The 19,361-nt window shown below is 60.7% G+C and carries 16 protein-coding genes; 2 read left to right on the forward strand and 14 right to left on the reverse strand.

Annotated features, from left to right (window positions below; all coding sequences use genetic code 11):
- Positions 1–59: 59 nt before the first annotated feature.
- The 3 genes from trpC to AC3IT9_RS26415 are packed head-to-tail and all read right to left on the reverse strand — an operon-like array spanning position 60 to position 2,545.
- Positions 60–896 carry an indole-3-glycerol phosphate synthase TrpC gene (gene trpC, locus AC3IT9_RS26405; protein WP_489271346.1) on the reverse strand — a complete coding sequence of 279 codons (837 nt, stop codon included), beginning with the start codon at positions 894–896 and terminating at the stop codon, positions 60–62.
- A complete protein-coding gene (gene trpD, locus AC3IT9_RS26410) occupies positions 893–1,942 on the reverse strand; it encodes an anthranilate phosphoribosyltransferase (protein ID WP_150725215.1) in 1,050 nt (349 codons plus the stop codon). Before trpD ends, trpC begins: the two co-directional genes overlap by 4 nt.
- Before the next feature lie 9 nt (positions 1,943–1,951).
- Positions 1,952–2,545, reverse strand: a complete 594-nt coding sequence (locus AC3IT9_RS26415) for an aminodeoxychorismate/anthranilate synthase component II (RefSeq protein WP_007906885.1) — start codon at positions 2,543–2,545, stop codon at positions 1,952–1,954.
- Between the two features lie 408 nt (positions 2,546–2,953).
- Here AC3IT9_RS26415 and estP point away from each other — a divergent pair, with 408 nt between their 5' ends.
- Positions 2,954–4,864, forward strand: coding sequence for an esterase EstP (gene estP / locus AC3IT9_RS26420; RefSeq protein WP_489271347.1), 1,911 nt, complete (start codon positions 2,954–2,956; stop codon positions 4,862–4,864).
- A gap of 168 nt (positions 4,865–5,032) precedes the next feature.
- Here estP and trpE read toward each other — a convergent pair whose 3' ends face one another.
- From trpE to AC3IT9_RS26470, 10 genes are all read right to left on the reverse strand, one after another.
- Positions 5,033–6,514, reverse strand: coding sequence for an anthranilate synthase component I (trpE, locus tag AC3IT9_RS26425; protein ID WP_151214072.1), 1,482 nt, complete (start codon positions 6,512–6,514; stop codon positions 5,033–5,035).
- A 70-nt stretch (positions 6,515–6,584) separates the two neighbouring features.
- Positions 6,585–7,403 carry a phosphoglycolate phosphatase gene (locus AC3IT9_RS26430; RefSeq protein WP_150725212.1) on the reverse strand — a complete coding sequence of 273 codons (819 nt, stop codon included), beginning with the start codon at positions 7,401–7,403 and terminating at the stop codon, positions 6,585–6,587.
- A complete protein-coding gene (rpe, locus tag AC3IT9_RS26435) occupies positions 7,400–8,074 on the reverse strand; it encodes a ribulose-phosphate 3-epimerase (RefSeq protein WP_150725211.1) in 675 nt (224 codons plus the stop codon). The genes AC3IT9_RS26430 and rpe overlap by 4 nt, the downstream gene beginning before the upstream one ends.
- Positions 8,075–8,189: 115 nt before the next feature.
- The gene (locus AC3IT9_RS26440; protein ID WP_489271348.1) at positions 8,190–9,338 is read right to left on the reverse strand and encodes an iron-containing alcohol dehydrogenase; all 1,149 of its coding nucleotides are present in this window, start codon (positions 9,336–9,338) and stop codon (positions 8,190–8,192) included.
- Positions 9,339–9,552: 214 nt separating this feature from the next.
- Positions 9,553–10,377 carry an ABC transporter permease gene (locus AC3IT9_RS26445; protein WP_007980200.1) on the reverse strand — a complete coding sequence of 275 codons (825 nt, stop codon included), beginning with the start codon at positions 10,375–10,377 and terminating at the stop codon, positions 9,553–9,555.
- Positions 10,378–10,389: 12 nt separating this feature from the next.
- Complete coding sequence (locus tag AC3IT9_RS26450) at positions 10,390–11,637, reverse strand: ABC transporter permease (RefSeq protein WP_489271349.1); 1,248 nt, start codon at positions 11,635–11,637, stop codon at positions 10,390–10,392.
- Between the two features lie 182 nt (positions 11,638–11,819).
- Entirely contained in the window at positions 11,820–12,863 is a 1,044-nt protein-coding gene (locus AC3IT9_RS26455) for an ABC transporter substrate-binding protein (RefSeq protein WP_150725209.1), read from the reverse strand.
- Between the two features lie 48 nt (positions 12,864–12,911).
- Complete coding sequence (locus tag AC3IT9_RS26460; RefSeq protein ID WP_056726651.1) at positions 12,912–14,036, reverse strand: ABC transporter ATP-binding protein; 1,125 nt, start codon at positions 14,034–14,036, stop codon at positions 12,912–12,914.
- Between the two features lie 254 nt (positions 14,037–14,290).
- Complete coding sequence (locus AC3IT9_RS26465) at positions 14,291–14,920, reverse strand: response regulator (RefSeq protein WP_008051638.1); 630 nt, start codon at positions 14,918–14,920, stop codon at positions 14,291–14,293.
- A 70-nt stretch (positions 14,921–14,990) separates the two neighbouring features.
- Positions 14,991–17,387 (reverse strand): PAS domain-containing sensor histidine kinase, encoded by a 2,397-nt coding sequence (locus tag AC3IT9_RS26470; protein WP_489271350.1) that lies wholly within the window; start codon positions 17,385–17,387, stop codon positions 14,991–14,993.
- Between the two features lie 73 nt (positions 17,388–17,460).
- Here AC3IT9_RS26470 and AC3IT9_RS26475 point away from each other — a divergent pair, with 73 nt between their 5' ends.
- On the forward strand, positions 17,461–18,450 hold the full coding sequence (locus tag AC3IT9_RS26475) for an alpha/beta hydrolase family protein (RefSeq protein ID WP_489271351.1): 990 nt from the start codon (positions 17,461–17,463) through the stop codon (positions 18,448–18,450).
- Between the two features lie 142 nt (positions 18,451–18,592).
- On the opposite strand, the gene AC3IT9_RS26480 is transcribed toward AC3IT9_RS26475, so the two are convergent.
- Positions 18,593–19,360: a TerB family tellurite resistance protein gene (locus AC3IT9_RS26480; protein ID WP_150725206.1), complete on the reverse strand. Its 768-nt coding sequence runs from the start codon at positions 19,358–19,360 to the stop codon at positions 18,593–18,595.
- Position 19,361: the final 1 nt, after the last annotated feature.

Consider the following 19,361-nt stretch of genomic DNA (forward strand, 5'->3'; position numbering starts at 1 on the left):
GGCCTCATCGCGGGCAAGCCCGCTCCCACAGGGAGTCGGGTTGCCTGCAATGGTGGGGGTCAGTCGAGGGTCGAACCGCTGACAGGCACGCCGCGCTCAGGGAAGAACAGACGCTGCAACTCGCTGCCTGGGCTTTCGGCGCGCATGAACGCCTCGCCGACCAGGAACGCGTAGACGTCGCTGATTTCCATCAATTCGACATCGGCGCGGTTGAGAATGCCGCTCTCGGTGATGACCAGACGATCACGCGGGATACGCGGCAACAGGTCGAGGGTGGTTTCCAGGCTGACATCGAAGGTGTGCAGATTGCGGTTGTTCACGCCAACCAGTGGAGTGTCGAGGGTTTTCAAGGCTCGCTCCAGTTCGTCGCCGTCGTGGACTTCCACCAACACATCGAGGTTGACGCTTTTGGCCACGGCTGCCAGTTCGGCCATTTTCACGTCATCCAGCGCGGAAACGATCAACAGCACGCAGTCGGCGCCCAAGGCACGGGCTTCGACGATCTGGTATGGATCGATCATGAAGTCCTTGCGGATCACCGGCAGTTTGCACGCCGCACGGGCCTGCTGCAGATAGGCATCGGCGCCCTGGAAGTAATCGATATCGGTGAGTACCGACAGGCAGGTCGCGCCACCCTTCTCGTAGCTTTTGGCGATATCGGCGGGAACGAAGTTCTCGCGGATCACGCCTTTGCTCGGCGAGGCTTTCTTGATTTCGGCAATGACTGCCGGCTGCTTCAGCTTGGCCTGAGCCAGCAAGGCCTTGGCAAAACCACGGGGTGCATCGGCCACCTTGGCCAGGCTTTCCAGCTCGGCGAGGCTGACGCGAGCGCTGCGCTCGGCCACTTCCTCGACTTTGCGCGCCAGAATCTTTTCCAGAACCGTCGGTACACTCATCCCTCATTCTCCACTCTGAATACCGCGGTAAACGCACCCAGCTCCTCGAGCTTTTCTCGGGCGAGGCCGGTGTGCAGCGCATCGTGCGCAAGTGCAACTCCCTCTTTTAAACTGCTGGCATGATCGGCGGCGTACAGCGCGGCACCGGCATTGAGCATGATCATCTCGGCCGCTTTCTGACCGTTTTCGGTCTTGCGCTTGCCCAGGGCATCGCGAATCAGCTCAAGAGATGCCGCCGGGCTTTCTACTGCCAGCCCATGCAGGCTCTGGCTCTTCATGCCCAGGTCTTCCGGCTCGACCCAATACTCGGTGATCTGGTCGTTTTTCAGCTCTGCCACGAAGGTCGGTGCTGCCAGGCTGAACTCATCCAGGCCATCCTTCGAATGCACCACCAGCACATGCTTGCTGCCCAGACGCTGCAGCACTTCCGCCAGCGGCCGGCACAAGGCCTGGGTGAACACGCCCACCACCTGATGTTTCACACCGGCCGGATTCGTAAGCGGGCCGAGCATGTTGAACAAGGTCCGCAGACCCAGTTCGCGGCGCGGGCTTGCAGCGTATTTCATCGCAGAGTGATGGGTCTGGGCAAACATGAAACCAATACCAACGTTGTCAATGCAGCGCGCCACTTGCACCGGTGTCAGGTTCAGGTAGATACCGGCCGCCTCCAGCAGATCGGCACTGCCGCTCTTGCCCGAGACTGCGCGGTTGCCGTGCTTGGCCACGGTGCAGCCCGCAGCGGCAACCACGAACGAAGCAGCGGTCGACACGTTGAAGATATTGGCGCCGTCGCCGCCGGTGCCGACCACATCGACTACGCCGTCGAGGGTCTTGAGTTCGACCTTGTCCGCAAGTTCGCGCATCACCGACACTGCACCAACGATTTCGTCGATGCTTTCGCTCTTCATGCGCATGGCCATCATGAACGCGCCAATCTGTGCATCCGAGCATTGCCCGGTCATGATTTCGCGCATGACATCGCGCATTTCATCGGTGCTGAGGTCGAGGTGATCGACGATTCGGCTCAGGGCTGTCTTGATATTCATGAAAAGTCCTTAGCGCGTGCCGCCGGTTTGTTTGAGGAAGTTGGCGAACAGTTCGTGACCCTGTTCGGTGAGGATCGACTCAGGGTGGAACTGCACGCCTTCGATGTTAAGAGTCTTGTGACGCAGGCCCATGATCTCGTCGACCGAGCCGTCTTCGAGCTGGGTCCAGGCCGTCAGCTCCAGGCAATCGGGCAGGGTTTCGCGCTTGACGATCAATGAATGATAGCGGGTCACCGTCAGCGGACGATTCAGGCCTTCGAATACACCCTTGTCCTCGTGAAATACCGGGCTAGTCTTACCGTGCATCACTTGACGGGCGCGCACCACATCACCGCCAAAGGCCTGACCGATGGACTGGTGGCCGAGGCAGACGCCAAGAATCGGCAGTTTGCCGGCGAAATGCTTGATCGCTTCAATCGAGATGCCGGCTTCGGTCGGCGTGCAAGGACCGGGGGACACTACGATGCGCTCAGGGTTGAGGGCTTCGATTTCAGCGATGGTCAGTTCATCGTTGCGCACGACCTTGACCTGGGAGCCGAGCTCGCCCAGGTACTGCACAACGTTGTAGGTAAAGGAGTCGTAGTTATCGATCATCAGCAACATGGCGTTTAGAACCTCTTGAATTCACTGACTTTGAAGATGGCCTTCGAATGATTGACCCGCAGAGCGCTGCGCTTTGTCAGATGCTGGAGCAGCGCCAGCAAAGCGGCATTTCAAACAGGTAAAGAAGGCGAAGCGATACAGGTCCGGCGAGGCCGGCAAAAGAATTCAGGCGCGCCAACGCCAGCGGGCGTGTGCCTTGATGACTTGATCCAGGAGTTTACTGATGATCAACACGGGGAAGGTCTCGTTCGTACGTCCCGGCACAGTAACTTAGCTGGGCAGAGCGCGCAATATCGCCGGGGGTGCCGCCCGCGAAACTATCAAAGGCTTCGCGACAGATGGCAAAAGGCCGGAAGTTTTTGGTACTGTCGTTTCGTTCACTAAAACAATAAATAAACGGACTTGCTCATGATCAAACAGTCGTTGTTTGTACCGCTCGCAGGATGCTTGCTCGCGATCGCATGCGCCCAGGCGAACGCCGCACCTAATCCTTATACCAACTTCGTTGTCTTCGGGGACAGCCTCAACGACGCAGGGACCTTTGCCGACACGGACGGGCCTGCCGGGGCGACGCAGCGCTTCACCAACCGGACGGGGCCGGTGTACCTGGATGGTAGCGGCGAAGTCCGCTCGCTCAACTCCACACAGATTCTGGGTGGGAAACTGGGGTTTTCAGCGGATCAGACGGCATCCTCCTCTTCAGCAGTTCGCGCCAACGAAGGCCTGCCTGATGGTAACAACTGGGCTGTAGGCGGATACCGTACCGACCAGATTCTTGATTCGATTACCAGCACCTCCGCCACCGGCGAACGCACCCGGGCCGGCTATCTTCCATCCAATAACTTACGTGCCGACCCGAACGCACTGTATTACCTGTCGGGTGGCGGTAACGACTTCCTGCAAGGTCGCGTCACCAGCCTGCCCCAGGCCAGTGCCGCCGCCGACCGCCTGGCCGACAGCGTACAGACGCTGCAAACCGCCGGCGCCAAATACGTCATGGTCTGGTTGCTGCCCGATATCGGCTTTACCCCGGCGTTCAACGGCACCCCGCTGCAAGCGTTCACGTCCCAACTCAGCGCCCAGTTCAACACTGAACTGGTAAGCCGACTGCAAAACATCAATGCCGAAGTCATTCCGCTCAACATTCCGGTACTGCTCAAAGAGACGTTCGCCAACCCGGCACAGTTTGGCCTGGCCACCGACCAGAACCTCATCGCCACCTGCTTCAGCGGCAGTGGTTGCACCGAGAACGCCCGCTACGGCATCAACAGCGCCACGCCGGACCCGACCAAGCTGATCTACAACGATTCGGTGCACCCCACCGAAGCCGGGCAGCGCCTGATTGCCGATTACGCCTATTCCCTGCTGGCAGCGCCGTGGGAGCTGACCCTGTTGCCGGAAATGGCCCAGGGCACCGTGCGCGCACATCAGGATGAATTGCGCAATCAGTGGCTGGCCGATTGGGAAAACTGGCAAGGCGTCGGCCAATGGCGAGCCATTGTTTCCGGCGGCGGACAGCATCAGGACTTTGACGGTCAGGACAGCGTGGCAAGCGCCGACGGCAACGGAGCCAACGTGAACATCGGTGGCAGCTATCGTCTCGACGATGCCTGGCGTGTTGGTCTGGTGGCGGGTTTCTATAACCAGAAACTCGAAGCGGGCAACAACGACTCCGACTACAAGCTCAACACTTACCTCGGCACGGCATTCGCCCAGTATCAGCAAAACCGGGTGTGGGCCGACGCGGCGTTGACGGCCGGGCATCTGGATTACGACAGCCTCAAACGTAAATTCCAGTTGGGCGTCAACGAACGCGGCGAAAAAGGCGATACCAGCGGCTACGTCGAAGCCTTCAGCGCACGCGTGGGTTACGACATTGCGCAACAAGCCAGCAGCCCTTGGCACCTGTCGCCGTTTGTCAGCGCCGACTTCTCCAAGGTACAAGTCGATGGTTACTCGGAGGACGGCAACAATTCCACGGCGCTGACCTTCGCCGATCAGGAGCGTATTTCCCGGCGTCTAGGCGCTGGCCTGCAGGGCAAATACCAGATCACCCCGCAAACCCAGGTGTTCGGCGAAGCGGCAATCGAGCGCGAGTACAACGACGATACCCAGGACGTGGACATCAACCTCAACAGCCTGCCGAACAACCAGTTCACTCTGGAGGGCTACACCCCGCAAAGTCATTTGCAACGTGTGAACCTTGGGGTGAGCCACAACCTCACCAAGGACCTGGCACTGCGCGCCAGCTACAACATCCGCAAGGACGACGACTTCACCCAACAGGGCATCAACGTAGGTGTTGCGCTGGACTTCTGATGTGCAGCCAATAAAAAACGCGGCGCCCTCACAGGCGCCGCGTTTTTTTTGGCGATGAAATCATTGTGGGAGCGAGCTTGCTCGCGATAGCGGTGGGTCAGACAACATCAATGTGGCAGTGATGGCCCCATCGCGAGCAAGCTCGCTCCCACAGGATTTTTCGCAAACTCAGGCGTTCGGGGTTTGTTCAGCCAGGGCAACGGCGCGGAACATCGCGCGGCGCTTGTTCAGGGTTTCTTCCCATTCCAGCGCCGGCACCGAGTCGGCGACGATGCCGCCACCGGCCTGCACGTGCAGTTCGCCGTTCTTGATCACCGCCGTGCGGATCGCAATGGCGGTGTCCATGTTGCCGTTCCAGGCGAAGTAACCGACCGCACCGCCGTAGACGCCACGCTTGACCGGCTCCAGTTCGTCGATGATTTCCATTGCGCGAATCTTCGGTGCACCGGACAAGGTGCCCGCCGGCAGAATCGCCCGCAGTGCGTCCATGGCCGTCAGCCCGGCTTTCAGTTGCCCGGTGACGTTGGACACAATGTGCATCACGTTGGAGTAACGCTCGATGACCATCTTCTCGGTGAGCTTCACCGAGCCGACTTCCGATACGCGACCGGTGTCGTTGCGACCGAGGTCGATCAGCATCAAGTGTTCGGCGATTTCCTTGTCGTCCGACAGCAAGTCTTTTTCCAGCGCCAGGTCAGCCTCTTCGTTGGCTCCCCGTGGACGGGTACCTGCAATCGGGCGCACGGTGATCAGGTTGTCCTCGACCCGCACCAGCACTTCCGGCGAACTGCCGACGACGTGGAAGTCGCCGAAGTTGAAGAAGTACATGTAAGGCGTCGGGTTGAAGCAGCGCAGCGCACGATACAGATCGATGGGGGCTGCCTTGAAGTCGATCGACATGCGCTGGGACGGTACGACCTGCATGCAGTCACCGGCCAGGATGTATTCCTTGATGGTGTCGACGGCTTTTTCGTAATCGTCCTGGGTGAAACTGGAGCGGAATATCGGATCGGCCGATTGTTGCTTGCTGAAGTCCAGGCCACGGCGTGGGGTGATCGGCTGACGGAGTTTTTCCAGCAACTCCTCCAGGCGCGCGCGACCTTGTTCGAAGGCGTCTTCCTGCGCCGGGTCGGCCAGGACGATGGCGTGCATCTTGCCCGCCAGGTTGTCGAACACCACCACGGCGTCGGACACCATCAGCAGAATGTCCGGCACGCCCAGTGGGTCCGGGTTCGGGCATTTGCCCAGGCGCTTCTCGACATAACGCACGCAGTCATAGCCGAAGTAACCCACCAGGCCGCCGTTGAAGCGCGGCAGGCCGGCAATGGTCGGCACGTTGTAGCGAGCCTTGAAGGCTTCGACGAAGGCCAGCGGGTCTTCCACATCGTGGCTTTCAGTTTCGACGCCATCGACGGTCACGCTGACGTGATGATCGTGAACCCGCAGCACGGTGCGGCACGGCAAGCCGATGATCGAGTAACGGCCCCATTTCTCGCCGCCCTGTACGGACTCCAGCAAGTAGGAGTTGGGCTCGTCGGCCAGCTTCAGGTAGATCGACAGCGGCGTGTCGAAGTCGGCCAGGGTTTCGCAGGCAAGCGGGATGCGGTTGTAGCCGGCAGCGGCCAAACGCAGGAATTCTTCGCGGATCATGAGGTGCCTCGTGGCTTGAGGGTCGAACAGTCAGGTATGCAAACGCGCCGGATAACCGGCCAGAATCAAGTCAGGCGCGCCAACGCCAGCGGGCCAGGGCCTTGATGACTTTCATCCAGAGTTTGCGAGTGACCACCACGATGGCGTTTCCAGAAGGGGGTTTGACAGCGTCGGCCAACGTTATCTCAGCGGCCGGATCCAGGCAACCGGGAATTAGTTTGCGCAGGTCGTCAATCACCATTGCCGGCGATTCTTCGGCAATTGGGCGACCGTGGTTATAGCCGTAGCTCAGGGCCACGCACTTGACCCCCGCCGCTTTCGCCGCCAGCACGTCGCTGCGCGAATCGCCGACGAACAACGACTGCGAAGCCGGAATGTTGGCCATTTTCATCACGAAAAACAGCGCGGCCGGATCGGGTTTTTTCTGTGGCAGGGTGTCACCGCCGATGATCCAGCGGAAATAACGGCCGATTTTCATCTGATCCAGCAGCGGCGCGACGAAACGCTCCGGCTTGTTGGTGATCAGCGCCATCTCGACGCCCTGCTTTTGCAGCCATTTGAGGAAGTCGCGCACCCCGGGATACACCACCGTCAACTCATGGCTCTCGCCATAAGCCTGCATGAAATACTCCAGCGCCCGTTCGGCCTCGTGGTTATCGACCGCTGAATGATCGATAGCACCAGCCAGCGCACGACGCACCAGCACCGGCGCGCCGTTGCCGACCCATTCGCGTACCGAGTCCAGACCGGCGGGCTTGCGACCGAGTTTGAGCAGCATCTTGTCCACAGCCACTGCCAGGTCCGGGACCGAGTCGATCAAGGTACCGTCCAGATCGAACATCACCAGCCGCGGCAGTTGCCCCGGGAACAACTGCTCAAATCCACTCATGGGCGAGCCAGTGCCAGTTCGGAACGCATCTTGTCGATGACTTCCTGATAGTTCGGCGCATTGAAAATGGCCGAGCCGGCGACGAAGGTGTCAGCGCCTGCCGCTGCGATTTCGCGAATGTTGTTCACGTTCACGCCACCGTCGATTTCCAGGCGGATGTCACGGCCCGACGCATCGATCAGCGCCCGCACTTCACGCAGCTTGTCGAGGGTGCCGGGGATGAACTTCTGCCCGCCGAAGCCCGGGTTGACGCTCATCAACAGGATCATGTCGACCTTGTCCATGACGTGCTTGAGCACATCCAGCGGGGTCGCCGGGTTGAACACTAGGCCCGACTTGCAGCCGCCTTCGCGGATCAATTGCAGGGAGCGGTCGATGTGCTGGGTGGCTTCCGGGTGGAAGGTGATGTAGGTCGCGCCAGCTTCGATGAAGTCGCCGACGATGCGGTCCACCGGGCTGACCATCAGGTGCGCATCGATCGGCGCGGTCACGCCGTACTTGCGCAGCGCCGCGCAGACCATCGGGCCGATGGTCAGGTTGGGCACGTAGTGATTGTCCATGACATCGAAGTGCACGAAGTCGGCGCCGGCGGCCAGGACGTTGTCCACTTCTTCACCCAGGCGGGCGAAGTCGGCGGAGAGAATCGACGGAGCAATTACGAAGGGCTGCATGACGCACCTTTTCTGAGCAGAATCACGATGGCGCGCATTGTATACCTCATGCTTTGACGCGCGCACCGTGAGCGCGATGATTGGACCTTGCCATCATCCATCGACGGCAGGGGCCCTAGTACGCCGCGCGATAGATCTTTTCGATATCGACGGCACTCAACTTACGCGGATTGTTGCGCATCAAGCGCTCGATCCCCGCCGCTTCCACGGCCATGGACGGGATGGCGTCCTCGGGCACACCGAAGCTGCGCAGGCCCTGGGGAATTTCCACGGCGGCACACAGTTCGGACATGGCTTGCACGGCTTTGTCGGCCGCTTCGTTGATGCTCAAATGAGCGGTCTTCAAACCCATGGCCTCGGCGATATCCTGCATGCGTTCGATGCAGGCCATCTTGTTCCAGGTCATGACATGGGGCAGTAGCAAGGCATTACTGACGCCATGGGCAATGTTGAAACGCCCGCCCAGCGGATACGCCAGCGCATGCACCGCGCCAACCCCGGCATTTCCGAACGCCATGCCAGCCATCAGGCTGGCAGTGGCCATGTCTTCCCGGGCTTGCAGGTTCGACGGGTTGGCGTAGGCCTTGGGCAAAGCCTTGGCGATCAACTTGATGGCAACGATGGCCAGGGCATCGGTAATCGGCGAGGCGTTGACCGACAGATAGGACTCTATGGCATGCACCAGCGCATCGACGCCGCTGGCCGCCGTGACGCTGCGCGGACAGGTCAGGGTCATTTGCGGACTGACCAACGCCACATCCGGTAACAGGTAGTCGCTGACAATGCCCTTCTTCAGTTGCGCGAGCTTGTCGGAAAGGATGGCGACATTGGTCACTTCCGAGCCGGTGCCGGCGGTGGTCGGGATGGCGATCAGCGGCGGGCCTTTGCGTGGGACCTGATCAATACCGAACAGATCCTCCAGCGCACCGTGGTACCCGGCGTAGGCCGCCACACTCTTGGCAATGTCGATGGCACTGCCGCCGCCCAGACCGATCAAGCCGTCATGCCCGCCGTCGCGATAGACCTGCATGCAATCTTCGACGATGGCGATTTCCGGGTCCGGCAGTACCCGGTCGAAAATCTCGTAACTGCGTTCGCCCAGCTGCGCCAGTGCCAGTTCTACCGTGCCGGACTTGACCAGAGCGGCATCGGTGACGATCAGCGGGTTGTCGATGTCCAGGCGTGTCAGCTCGGCAGACAGCTGCTCGATGGCACCTGCGCCGGTGATCAGTTTGTGAGCGATTTTGAAAGAGGAAAGACTCATGTGCGCAGCCTCTTATAGGTAGGGGAGCTGGGCACAATAGTAGCTGGGGATTGGGGTTTGTCTGCCATTCAGGCGGTGAATGACCGGACAGCCACTGGAGATCAAAAGTGGGAGCGAGCCTGCTCGCGAAGACGGTTGAGCATTCGACAAATTAGTCGACTGACACTCCGCATTCGCGAGCAGGCTCGCTCCCACAGTTGATCGGGGTGATTAGTCAGACCTGCGCAGTACGCAGTTTCTCGCTACGACCACGCAGCCATTCCAGGGTCAGCAGCAGGATCACCGAGAAGGCAATCAGCAGCGTCGCGGCGGCGGCGATGGTCGGGCTGAGGTTTTCGCGGATGCCGCTGAACATTTGCCGTGGCAACGTCGCTTGTTCAGGGCCGGCGAGGAACAGCGTCACCACCACTTCATCGAACGAAGTCGCAAAGGCAAACAGCGCCCCGGAGATCACGCCCGGCGCAATCAGCGGCAAGGTCACCCGGCGGAACGTGGTCAGCGGCGAAGCGCCCAGGCTCGCAGCGGCCCGCACCAGGTTGTGGTTGAACCCCTGCAAGGTCGCCGACACGGTAATGATCACGAACGGCACACCCAATACCGCATGCACCACGATCAGCGAGAAGAAGCTGTTACCCAATCCCAGCGGAGCAAAGAACAGATAACTGGCCACACCGATGATCACTACCGGCACCACCATCGGTGAAATCACCAGCGCCATCACCAGCGCCTTGCCGGGGAAGTCGCCCCGGGTCAGGCCGATGGCCGCCAGCGTACCGAAGACCATGGCCAGCACCGTGGCCGCCGGGGCGACGATGATGCTGTTCTTCAGGGCGCGCATCCATTCCGCCGAGGCGAAGAAGTCGTGATACCACTGCAGTGAGAAGCCTTGCAGCGGGTACACCAGGAAACTGCCGGAGTTGAACGACAGCGGAATGATCACCAGCACCGGCAGGATCAGGAACAACAGAATCAAGCCGCAGAGAATCCGCAAGCTGTAGAACCACACCCGTTCGATGGGCGACATATAAGGACTCAGCATTTCGTTCTCCCCTTAGCTCAGGCGCAGGCGGCTTGCGCCCACCAGCCAGCTGTAAATCAGATAAAGCACGACCGTCGCGAGCAACAGCAGCCCACCGAGTGCGGTCGCCATGCCCCAGTTGATGCTGGTGTTGGTGTAGAAGGCGACAAAGTAGCTGACCATCTGATCGTTCGGGCTGCCCAGCAATGCCGGGGTGATGTAGTAGCCGATGGCGAGGATGAACACCAACAGGCAACCGGCGCCGACACCGGCATAGGTCTGCGGGAAGTACACCCGCCAGAAGCTGGCGAACGGATGGCAGCCGAGGGAAATCGCGGCACGCATGTAGGTCGGCGAGATGCCTTTCATCACGCTGTAGATCGGCAGGATCATGAACGGCAGCAGGATGTGCACCATCGAGATGTAGACACCGACGCGATTGAACACCAACTCGATCGGCTTATCGATGATACCCATGGCCATCAGGCCGCTGTTGATCAGGCCACCCGATTGCAGCAATACGATCCACGCCGCGACCCGTACCAGGATCGAGGTCCAGAACGGCAACAGCACCAGGATCATCAGCAGGTTGCTCTGGCGCGACGGCAGGTTCGCCAGCAGGTAAGCCAGGGGGTATGCCAGCACCAGGCAGATCACGGTGATGATCAGGCCCATCCAGAAGGTGCGGGCGAAGATGTCGAGGTAGATCGCCTGATCCGGGGTGGCCGGAGCGATTTCGCCAAGGTCGTCGATGCGGTGATCGACAGCCGCCAGCAAGTAATACGGGGTGATGCTGCTGGTGTTGCGGCGCACCGCTTGCCAGTAGGCCGGGTCGCCCCAGCGCTCATCGAGACCTTCCAGCGCTTCTTTATAAGAAGACGGTTCAGTGGCGAGCGGCAAGGCGCGGGCGGTTTTGGTCAGCAGGCTGCGGTAGCCGGCCAGTTCCATGTTCAGGCGCTTGGACAGATCGCCCAGGGTCTGATTCTTGCGAGCCTCGGCGAGGTCTTCGGCCGCTGCTTTATAAACCGGTTCAGCGGGCAGGCCGCGGCCGTCCCAACTGGCGATGGCAGTCACGGTGCGCGGCATGCCGCCGACCACTTCCGGGTTGCCAACGCTTTTGTAGAGCAGCGCCACGATCGGCACCAGGAACACCAGCAACAGAAACAGCACCAGCGGCGCGATCAACGCCTGGGCCTTCCAGCGGTTGACCCGCTCGGCGTGCTTGAGCCGCTGCTTCAAGGTGGGGCTGGTGCCCTCGTTCAGGGGAACGGCGATAGCCATGACGTACTCCGGGAATCTTTGATCGTTACAGAGGCGGAGAACCACCTCTGTTGTGTTGAAACACCGCAATCTGTGGGAGCGAGCTTGCTCGCAATGAGGCCATCACATTCAACATCTATGTTGATTGACCCACCGCTTTCGCGAGCAAGCTCGCTCCTACAGCGTAAGCCCGCGGTGCGGTCTTACTTGGCAGCCCAGGAATTGAAGCGCTGTTCCAGTTGCTCGCCGTTGTCAGCCCAGAAGCTGACGTCGATCTGCACCTGGTTGGCGATGTTTTCCGGGGTGGTCGGCATGTCTTTCAGGACTTCCTTGGCCAGCAAGGGTACGGCTTGGGTGTTGGCCGGGCCGTAGGCGATGTTTTCCGAGTAGGTCTTCTGCTGCTGTGGCATCACCGAGTAGGCGATGAACTTCTTCGCTGCTTCAGCGCGTTTGGCATCCAGACCTTTTGGAATGGCCCATGCGTCGAAGTCGTAGATACCGCCGTTCCACACGACCTTCAGGTTGCTTTCTTTCTGCACGGCAGCGATACGACCGTTGTAGGCCGAACTCATGACCACGTCACCGGAAGCGAGGTATTGCGGCGGTTGTGCGCCGGCTTCCCACCACTGGATGTTCGGCTTGAGCTCATCGAGTTTCTTGAACGCGCGGTCCTGACCGTCCTTGCCGGCCAGCACTTTGTAGACGTCTTTCGGCGCAACGCCGTCGGCCATCAGTGCGAATTCCAGGGTGTACTTGGCGCCCTTACGCAGGCCACGCTTGCCCGGGAACTGCTTGGTGTCCCAGAAATCCACCCAACTGGTCGGTGCGGTTTTCAGTTTGTCGGCGTTGTAGGCCAGCACGGTCGACCACACGAAGAAACCCACGCCGCAAGGCTGGATGGCGCCCTTGACGTAGTCTTCGGTCTTGCCGAACAACTTCGGATCAAGCTGCTCGAACATGTCTTCGTCGCAACCACGGGACAGTTCCGGCGATTCAACCTCTACCAGATCCCAGGACACGCTCTTGGTGTCGACCATGGCCTTGACCTTGGCCATTTCGCCGTTGTACTCACCGGCCACGATCTTGCCGTTACCTGCCGCTTCCCACGGTGCGTAGAAGGCTTTGACCTGAGCCGCCTTGTTCGCGCCGCCAAAGGACACCACGGTCAGGTCCGGGCCGGCCGCCATTGCGTGTGCCGCGCCCATCATGCCCAGTGCCAAAGCGGTGAATTTCAGGGATCTCAACATTTATTGTTCTCTCCACGTGCAGGGTTGGTGTTGGTGTTGCCGGGGCGATCAATGCGCCTCTAGAAGTGGGTCGAGCGCGCGAACGTGTTCGACCTGCCAGCCAAGCGGTACCACGTCGCCGACGGCGAGCGAGGGATCAAGCTCGGCAATCGGCTGTTTCACGAAGAAGTCGGTCTTGCCGCAGACTTCCATGCGAACCCGGACGTGGTCGCCCAGATAGATGAATTCCTCGACTCGCCCGGAGAAGCGGTTGACGCATTGGTCGCTGGAGCCATTGAGGCTCACTCGCTCCGGACGAATGGACAGGGTCACAGGCTCGCCGGTCTGGCCAACGTTGACCGCCAGGGCTTCCACCTTCTCACCGCGCCCGAGTTCCACAATGCAACGGTCGCCGGTTTGGCTGTGCAGTCGGCCATTGAGGCGGTTGTTCTCGCCGATGAAGTTTGCGACGAAGGTGTTCTTCGGTTCTTCGTAGAGGGTGCGCGGCGGAGCGATCTGCTGGATTTCGCCCTGATGGAACACCGCCACACGGTCGGACATGGTCAAGGCTTCGCCCTGATCGTGGGTCACGTAGACCACGGTGACGCCCAGGCGCTGGTGCAGGTGCTTGATCTCCATCTGCATGTGTTCACGCAGCTGTTTGTCGAGTGCACCGAGAGGTTCGTCCATCAGCACCAGTTGCGGCTCGAACACCAGCGCACGGGCCAATGCCACACGCTGTTGCTGACCACCGGAGAGCTGCGCCGGGTAGCGCTGGGCGAAGGCATCGAGCTGGACCATGCTCAGCACGCGCTTGACCCGGGCACTCACGTCGCTCTTGTTCATGCCGCGCACGGTCAGCGGGAACGCCAGGTTCTCGGCCACCGTCATGTGCGGGAACAATGCGTAGTTCTGGAACACCATGCCGATGTCGCGCTTGTGCGGCGGCACGTTGTTGATGGCGCGCCCGCCCAACAGGATTTCGCCCGCGGTCGGCGTTTCGAAGCCGGCGAGCATCATCAGGCTGGTGGTCTTGCCGGAGCCGGACGGCCCGAGCAACGTGAGGAATTCGCCTTTGCGAATGTCCAGGTTGAGGTCCTTGACGATCAGGTTCTCGCCGTCGTAGCTCTTCTGCACTCCACGAAAGCTGACCAGAACATCATTGGCCCCTGCGCTTGAATCGACCTGGCTCATACCCACACCTTTGTTATTGATGACTGCTGTGGGATTAAGCCTAGTGGACGCTGGGGACCGCGCAAATCGGGGGGCAAGAGAGATTCGCCTCAGCCGGATGGAAGGTTGTGGGTAGGGATTGCCCTACAAGGATGGCGCGTTTTGGCAAATGCAGTGGCAAGGGGTCAGCTATAAGCCACAAGAACCAGCCCATGCGGTATCTGGAGCTGTCGTAAATGGATATGCCACCACAGGACCTGTGGGAGCGGTGTGCTTTAGAGGAGCTTGTGTTCCATCGCGTACTTCACCAGTTCCGCCAGCGAGGTGATGTTGAGTTTCTGCATCAGCCGCGCCTTGTGGGTGCTGATGGTCTTGCTGCTCAGCGCCAGTTGCTGGGCGATGTCATTGACGTTGGCGCCCTGGGCCAGGCGTTCGAACACGGAGAATTCGCGTTCGGAGAGCAACGAGTGCAATGGACGCGAGTCGGTAAGACCGACCTCGAAAACCATGCGGTCGGCCAGTTCCGGATCGATATAACGCCCGCCTGACGCCACTTTGCGAATGGCCGTCAGCAACAGTGCCGGGTCGCTGTCCTTGGTCGCATAACCGGCAGCCCCGACCTTCAACGCCCTGGCGGCCATTTGCGCTTCGTCGTGCATCGACAACACCAGGATCGCCGGTGGATTGTTCAGGGCGCGAATCCGCGGAATCGCTTCCAGGCCGTTGACGCCCGGCATGGAGATGTCCAGCAACACCACTTCGCAGGGCACATGACGCAAGGTGTCGAGCAACTGCTCGCCATTGCTCGCCTCCCCCACTACCAGCAAGTCCTTGGCCAGGCCGATCAACTGCTTGATGCCTTCGCGGACAATGGTGTGGTCTTCGGCTACCAGTACACGGATCACGTTCTTCTCCAGATTCAAGATCTATCGCGAGCCTGCTCGCGAAAGCGTCAGCACAGACACCACAAATTCTTCAGGCTTCGTCCAGAGGCACTCGCACTTCTAACGTCGTGCCCTCACCCGGCTCACTCTCAAGCAACAACTCACCACCCATAATCAACACCCGCTCACGCATGCCGACGATCCCAAAGGACGTTGGCCTGCCAGGCGCGGCAACAAATCCTACGCCATCATCGCTGACCGTCAGGCACAACTCGTCGCCTTCAAGGGTCAGTGTCAGTTCAACAGTATGCGCCTGGGCGTGCCGCATGACATTGGTCAGCGCCTCCTGAAGGATTCGAAACAGGCCGATTGCCTTCGCATCGCTTAGCACTGGCAAATTGTCCGGCACCTGCACCAGACACGGGATCTGCGTGCGCGCCTCGAATCGACGGGCCTGCCACTCTATGGCCGAGGCGATACCAGCGTCGAGAATCGGCGGGCGCAATGCCGTGGCCACATCACGGACCAACTGAAACAACTGAGCGATCAAGCGCTTCATGCTGTTCAAGCGCTCGTTCAGACCGGGGTCGAGCTGGGCGTAGGCCAGTTCGCACATGGACGTTTCCAGCTTCAACACGGTGAGCATCTGACCCAACTCGTCGTGAACTTCCCGTGCGATGCGCGCCTTTTCTTCTTCGCGCACGCTTTCCAGGTGCGCGGACAACTCACGCAGCTGCTCCCGGGAGCTGGCCAGTTCAAGTTCGATGCGCTTGCTCTCACTGATGTCCCAGACGATCCCGTCCCAGACATAGGCGCCGTCTTCCAGCCGGCGGGTGATGGCCTTGATTTCCGCCCAGCGCTGCTCGCCCTGACGCGTGAGGATTCGCCCCTGCCACGACCAGTCGCTGTCGGTATCCAGCGCATGATCCTGGGTCTGGTGATAGCTGGCCTTGTCATCCGGATGCACAAGGCTGCGCAGGCCTTTATCGCGATGCGCCAGCGTGGCCGGCGAGTAACCCACCAGGCTTTCGCTGCCTTCGCTGATGTAGGCAAAGTCGATCTGACCGGTCACCGGCGCCCGCTCCAGCCGGAAAACCAGTCCCGGAACGTTGGCGGCGATACCTTGCAGCCGCGCCTCGCTTTCCTGCAAGGCCGCCAGGGCGCGACGCCGCTCGGTGACATCGTTGAGGTAAACCACCAGGTATTCGCCATCGCGAAAGCGCAAAAAGCTCAACGAAACATCGGCCGGCAGGATGCTGCCATCGGCCCGCACGCAATTGGATTCGAAACTTTGCGGGCCTTCTTCACTGGCCCGGGCGCGCTTCCACAGGTTCAGCCAACGGTCCATGTGCAGGCCAGGCTCGAAGTCGATCAGGGGTCGATCGATGATCCCTCCCGCCGGATAGCCCAGCATGCTTTCCGCCGCACGGTTGGCGTAGCGCACATGGCTGTCCCAGTTGACCCAGAGGATGCCGACGGTGCTCTGGTCGATGGAAAACTGCGTGAGCCGCAAGGCCTCTTCGCTGGCGGCGCGCAAGGCGATGTCTTCCTGCGCAGCCAGCAGGCGCTGTTCCAGGTTGTGCTGCTGGCGACGCTGCCAGACCACGATGGCCATGCAACTCAACGCCAGCACGGCCAGCAACAGGCAGAGGTTTTGCCAAAACCCCGGCGACTCGGTGAGGCGCGGATACTTGGGTTGCAGCCATTGATTATGCAGTTGCTCCAGATCCTTGGCCGGGATCGCCCGCAATGCACCTTCGACGATGCCCGCCAGTTCCGGCTTGTCGCGGAGCGTGGCCACCCGCAGCAACTGCGGCAGGCCGACATCCCCCACCACCACCAACCCGGCGAACTCCGTCTCGACCGACAAGCGTCCCAGCTGCGCCTCATCGATCACCGCATAAGTTGCCTGCTGGCCAACCAATAATTGCAATGCCTGGCGCTCCATCGGTACGCCTTGCAGATTCAGGTGCGGGTAGTTGCCGCGCAGGTAATCGGCGATGGCACTGGGCATGCGCACAGCGACACGGGTCTGGCTGTCGAGTTTTTCCAGCTCGACCGCGCCGGCGCTTTTCTGATCGCTGACCACCAATTGCGGCACCCGCATGTAGGGGTCGGAAAACTGCCAGAGGCGCAGCCCGCCAGGGGTCTGGGTCAGCCCCGGGGCGATGTCGATTTCGCCTTCGCGGGCTGCGGCTTCCAATTGTTCAAGATCGGGGAAATTGCGCCAGCTCAGTTCGACATTGAGGTTTTTTGCGAGCCACTTCATCAACTCGACGTTCACCCCGGACAGGCGCTGCAAGCGACGATCGTATTGCGCATAGGGCGCCTGCAGCACCAGGCCGACCCGCAACTCGCCCTGCTGCGCCAGCCAGTGCTGCTGTTCCGGGGACAGTTGGGCAACGGGCGCCGGAGGCGCGGCGGCCGCCCAACCCATCAAGGGAAACCACAAACAGCCGATAACCCACAGGCAGCGAAAACGCATCATTGAACTCTCACACACTGACAAATACTGACCAACCCATTAGGCTGCCGGAACCAATTCTGGCCTGGAATATCCAATGCCCCTTGTCTACCGCCTGGCACTGCCAGCATTGTGCCTGTCGCTGATCCTGCCTTGCGCTTTTTCCGTCAAGGCGGCCGACCCGGCGCCCGTCGCGGAGGAACAAAACGCCGAAGAAAAGCCACTCGAACGTCAGCCGCTGCCTGAGCGTAGTCAGGAAGAAGCAACGGCACTTGAGCGAAAGATCCCGGCTCAGGAACAGCAACAACTGCAAGCAGGCACCGACACCTTTCTGGCCTTGTGGAAACCGGCCAATAGCGCCGAACCCAAGGGCGCAGTGATTATCATCCCGGGCGCCGGCGAAACCGTTGACTGGCCGCAAGCGATCGGTCCTTTACGGCGCAAATTGCCAGATGCCGAGTGGAGCAGCCTGAGTATCACCTTGCCGGACCTGCAAAGCGATGCCATTGCGCCACGAATCGTCGAAGCAGCGCCGGCACCCAAGGCCGCCGAAACCGGCAATAAAGACTCGACCACCGCGGCCCCTATCGAACAGGTGGCCGGTGGCGAGGCCGATGTGGCTGACAAGGCCGTCGCCGAAACCACCGAAGAACTGTCCAAGGCAGATGCCGAGCGCATTTTCGCCCGGATCGACGCCGCAATCGCGTTCGCCGAACAGCAAAGCGCCCGCAGTATCGTGGTGTTGGGGCATGGTTCCGGCGCCTATTGGACCGCGCGTTACCTGAGCGAGAAGCAGCCATCGCAGGTCGAAAAGCTGGTGATGGTTGCTGCCCAGGCACCTGTGGCGGTCACGCCCGGGCTGGCAGAGCTGACCCCGACCCTGAAACTGCCGACTGCGGATATTTTCTACAAGGACAAAGCGCGGGATCGCAACGCAGCACTGGAACGCCTGCAGGCCAGCAAACGCCAGAAATCATCGGCATTCAGTCAGGTCGCACTCAAGGCGTTGCCGGATACCAATGCCGAACAGGAGCAACTGTTCCGTCGGGTGCGGGGCTGGTTGAATCCGCAGAACCCGGCGGGCTGACCGACCGCGTCGCCCTCTTCGCGAGCAAGCCCGCTCCCACATTTGTCCTTGGACGTTCACAAATTTTGTGTTCACTCTGGATCCAATGTGGGAGCGGGCTTGCTCGCGAAGGGGACATCACAGACGACATAAAGCAGTTCGCTTAGCGAAAATCCCGTCGCTCCCGAATCAGCGTATAGGCGTTATGCAGTTCACGCGTTCGCTCGGTGGCCTCACGAACCTGCGTCGCCGTCGCGCCACTGCCGGCAATCTTGTCCGGGTGATGACGACTGAGCAGGCGCCGATAAGCACGCTTGATCTGCGCCGGCTCAGTGGTGGCCGACACCCCCAAAAGCCTTAACGCGTCCTGATAACTTGGCACGCTGCTGCCCAATGGCCGCTTCTGCGGCTCATAGTCGTGGGCCAGCGCCTGCACCTGATGGGGCGTCCAGCCCAGCCACTTGCCCCATTGGCCAATCAATTGACGTTCACTGCTGCCAGCACGACCATCGGCCCAGACCATTCGCCAGCAGGCGCGCAACACCCCTTCCGCCGCATGGGGCTGGGCACTCAGGCGACGCAGATAACCGTGTAACCGGTCGCGGCCCGACTTGCCGCGATTGAACGCGGCAATCGCACGACACCGGGCCGATTCGGACATGTCCAGCGAGCGCATTTCCGCTCGGGCCTGTTCGATGTGCCCGGCCATCACCTGGCCGTCGCACTTGGCCAGGCGCCCCAACAGAACAAATAGCAATTCATCGTTACGCAGCACCGGGCGACCGCCCAGTTTTTCCCGCAAGTGCCCCCAGCTCTGCAGGTGCAAGCGCCGGTCCAGCGCCTGCCCCAACAACGCGCCGAGCATGGCCCCCGGAATGCTGGCTATGGCAAAGCCAGCTCCGGCTCCGATCAGAGTCCCTGGCCACAGCATG

The sequence above is a fragment of the Pseudomonas sp. KH_046_1 genome (assembly GCF_057839025.1).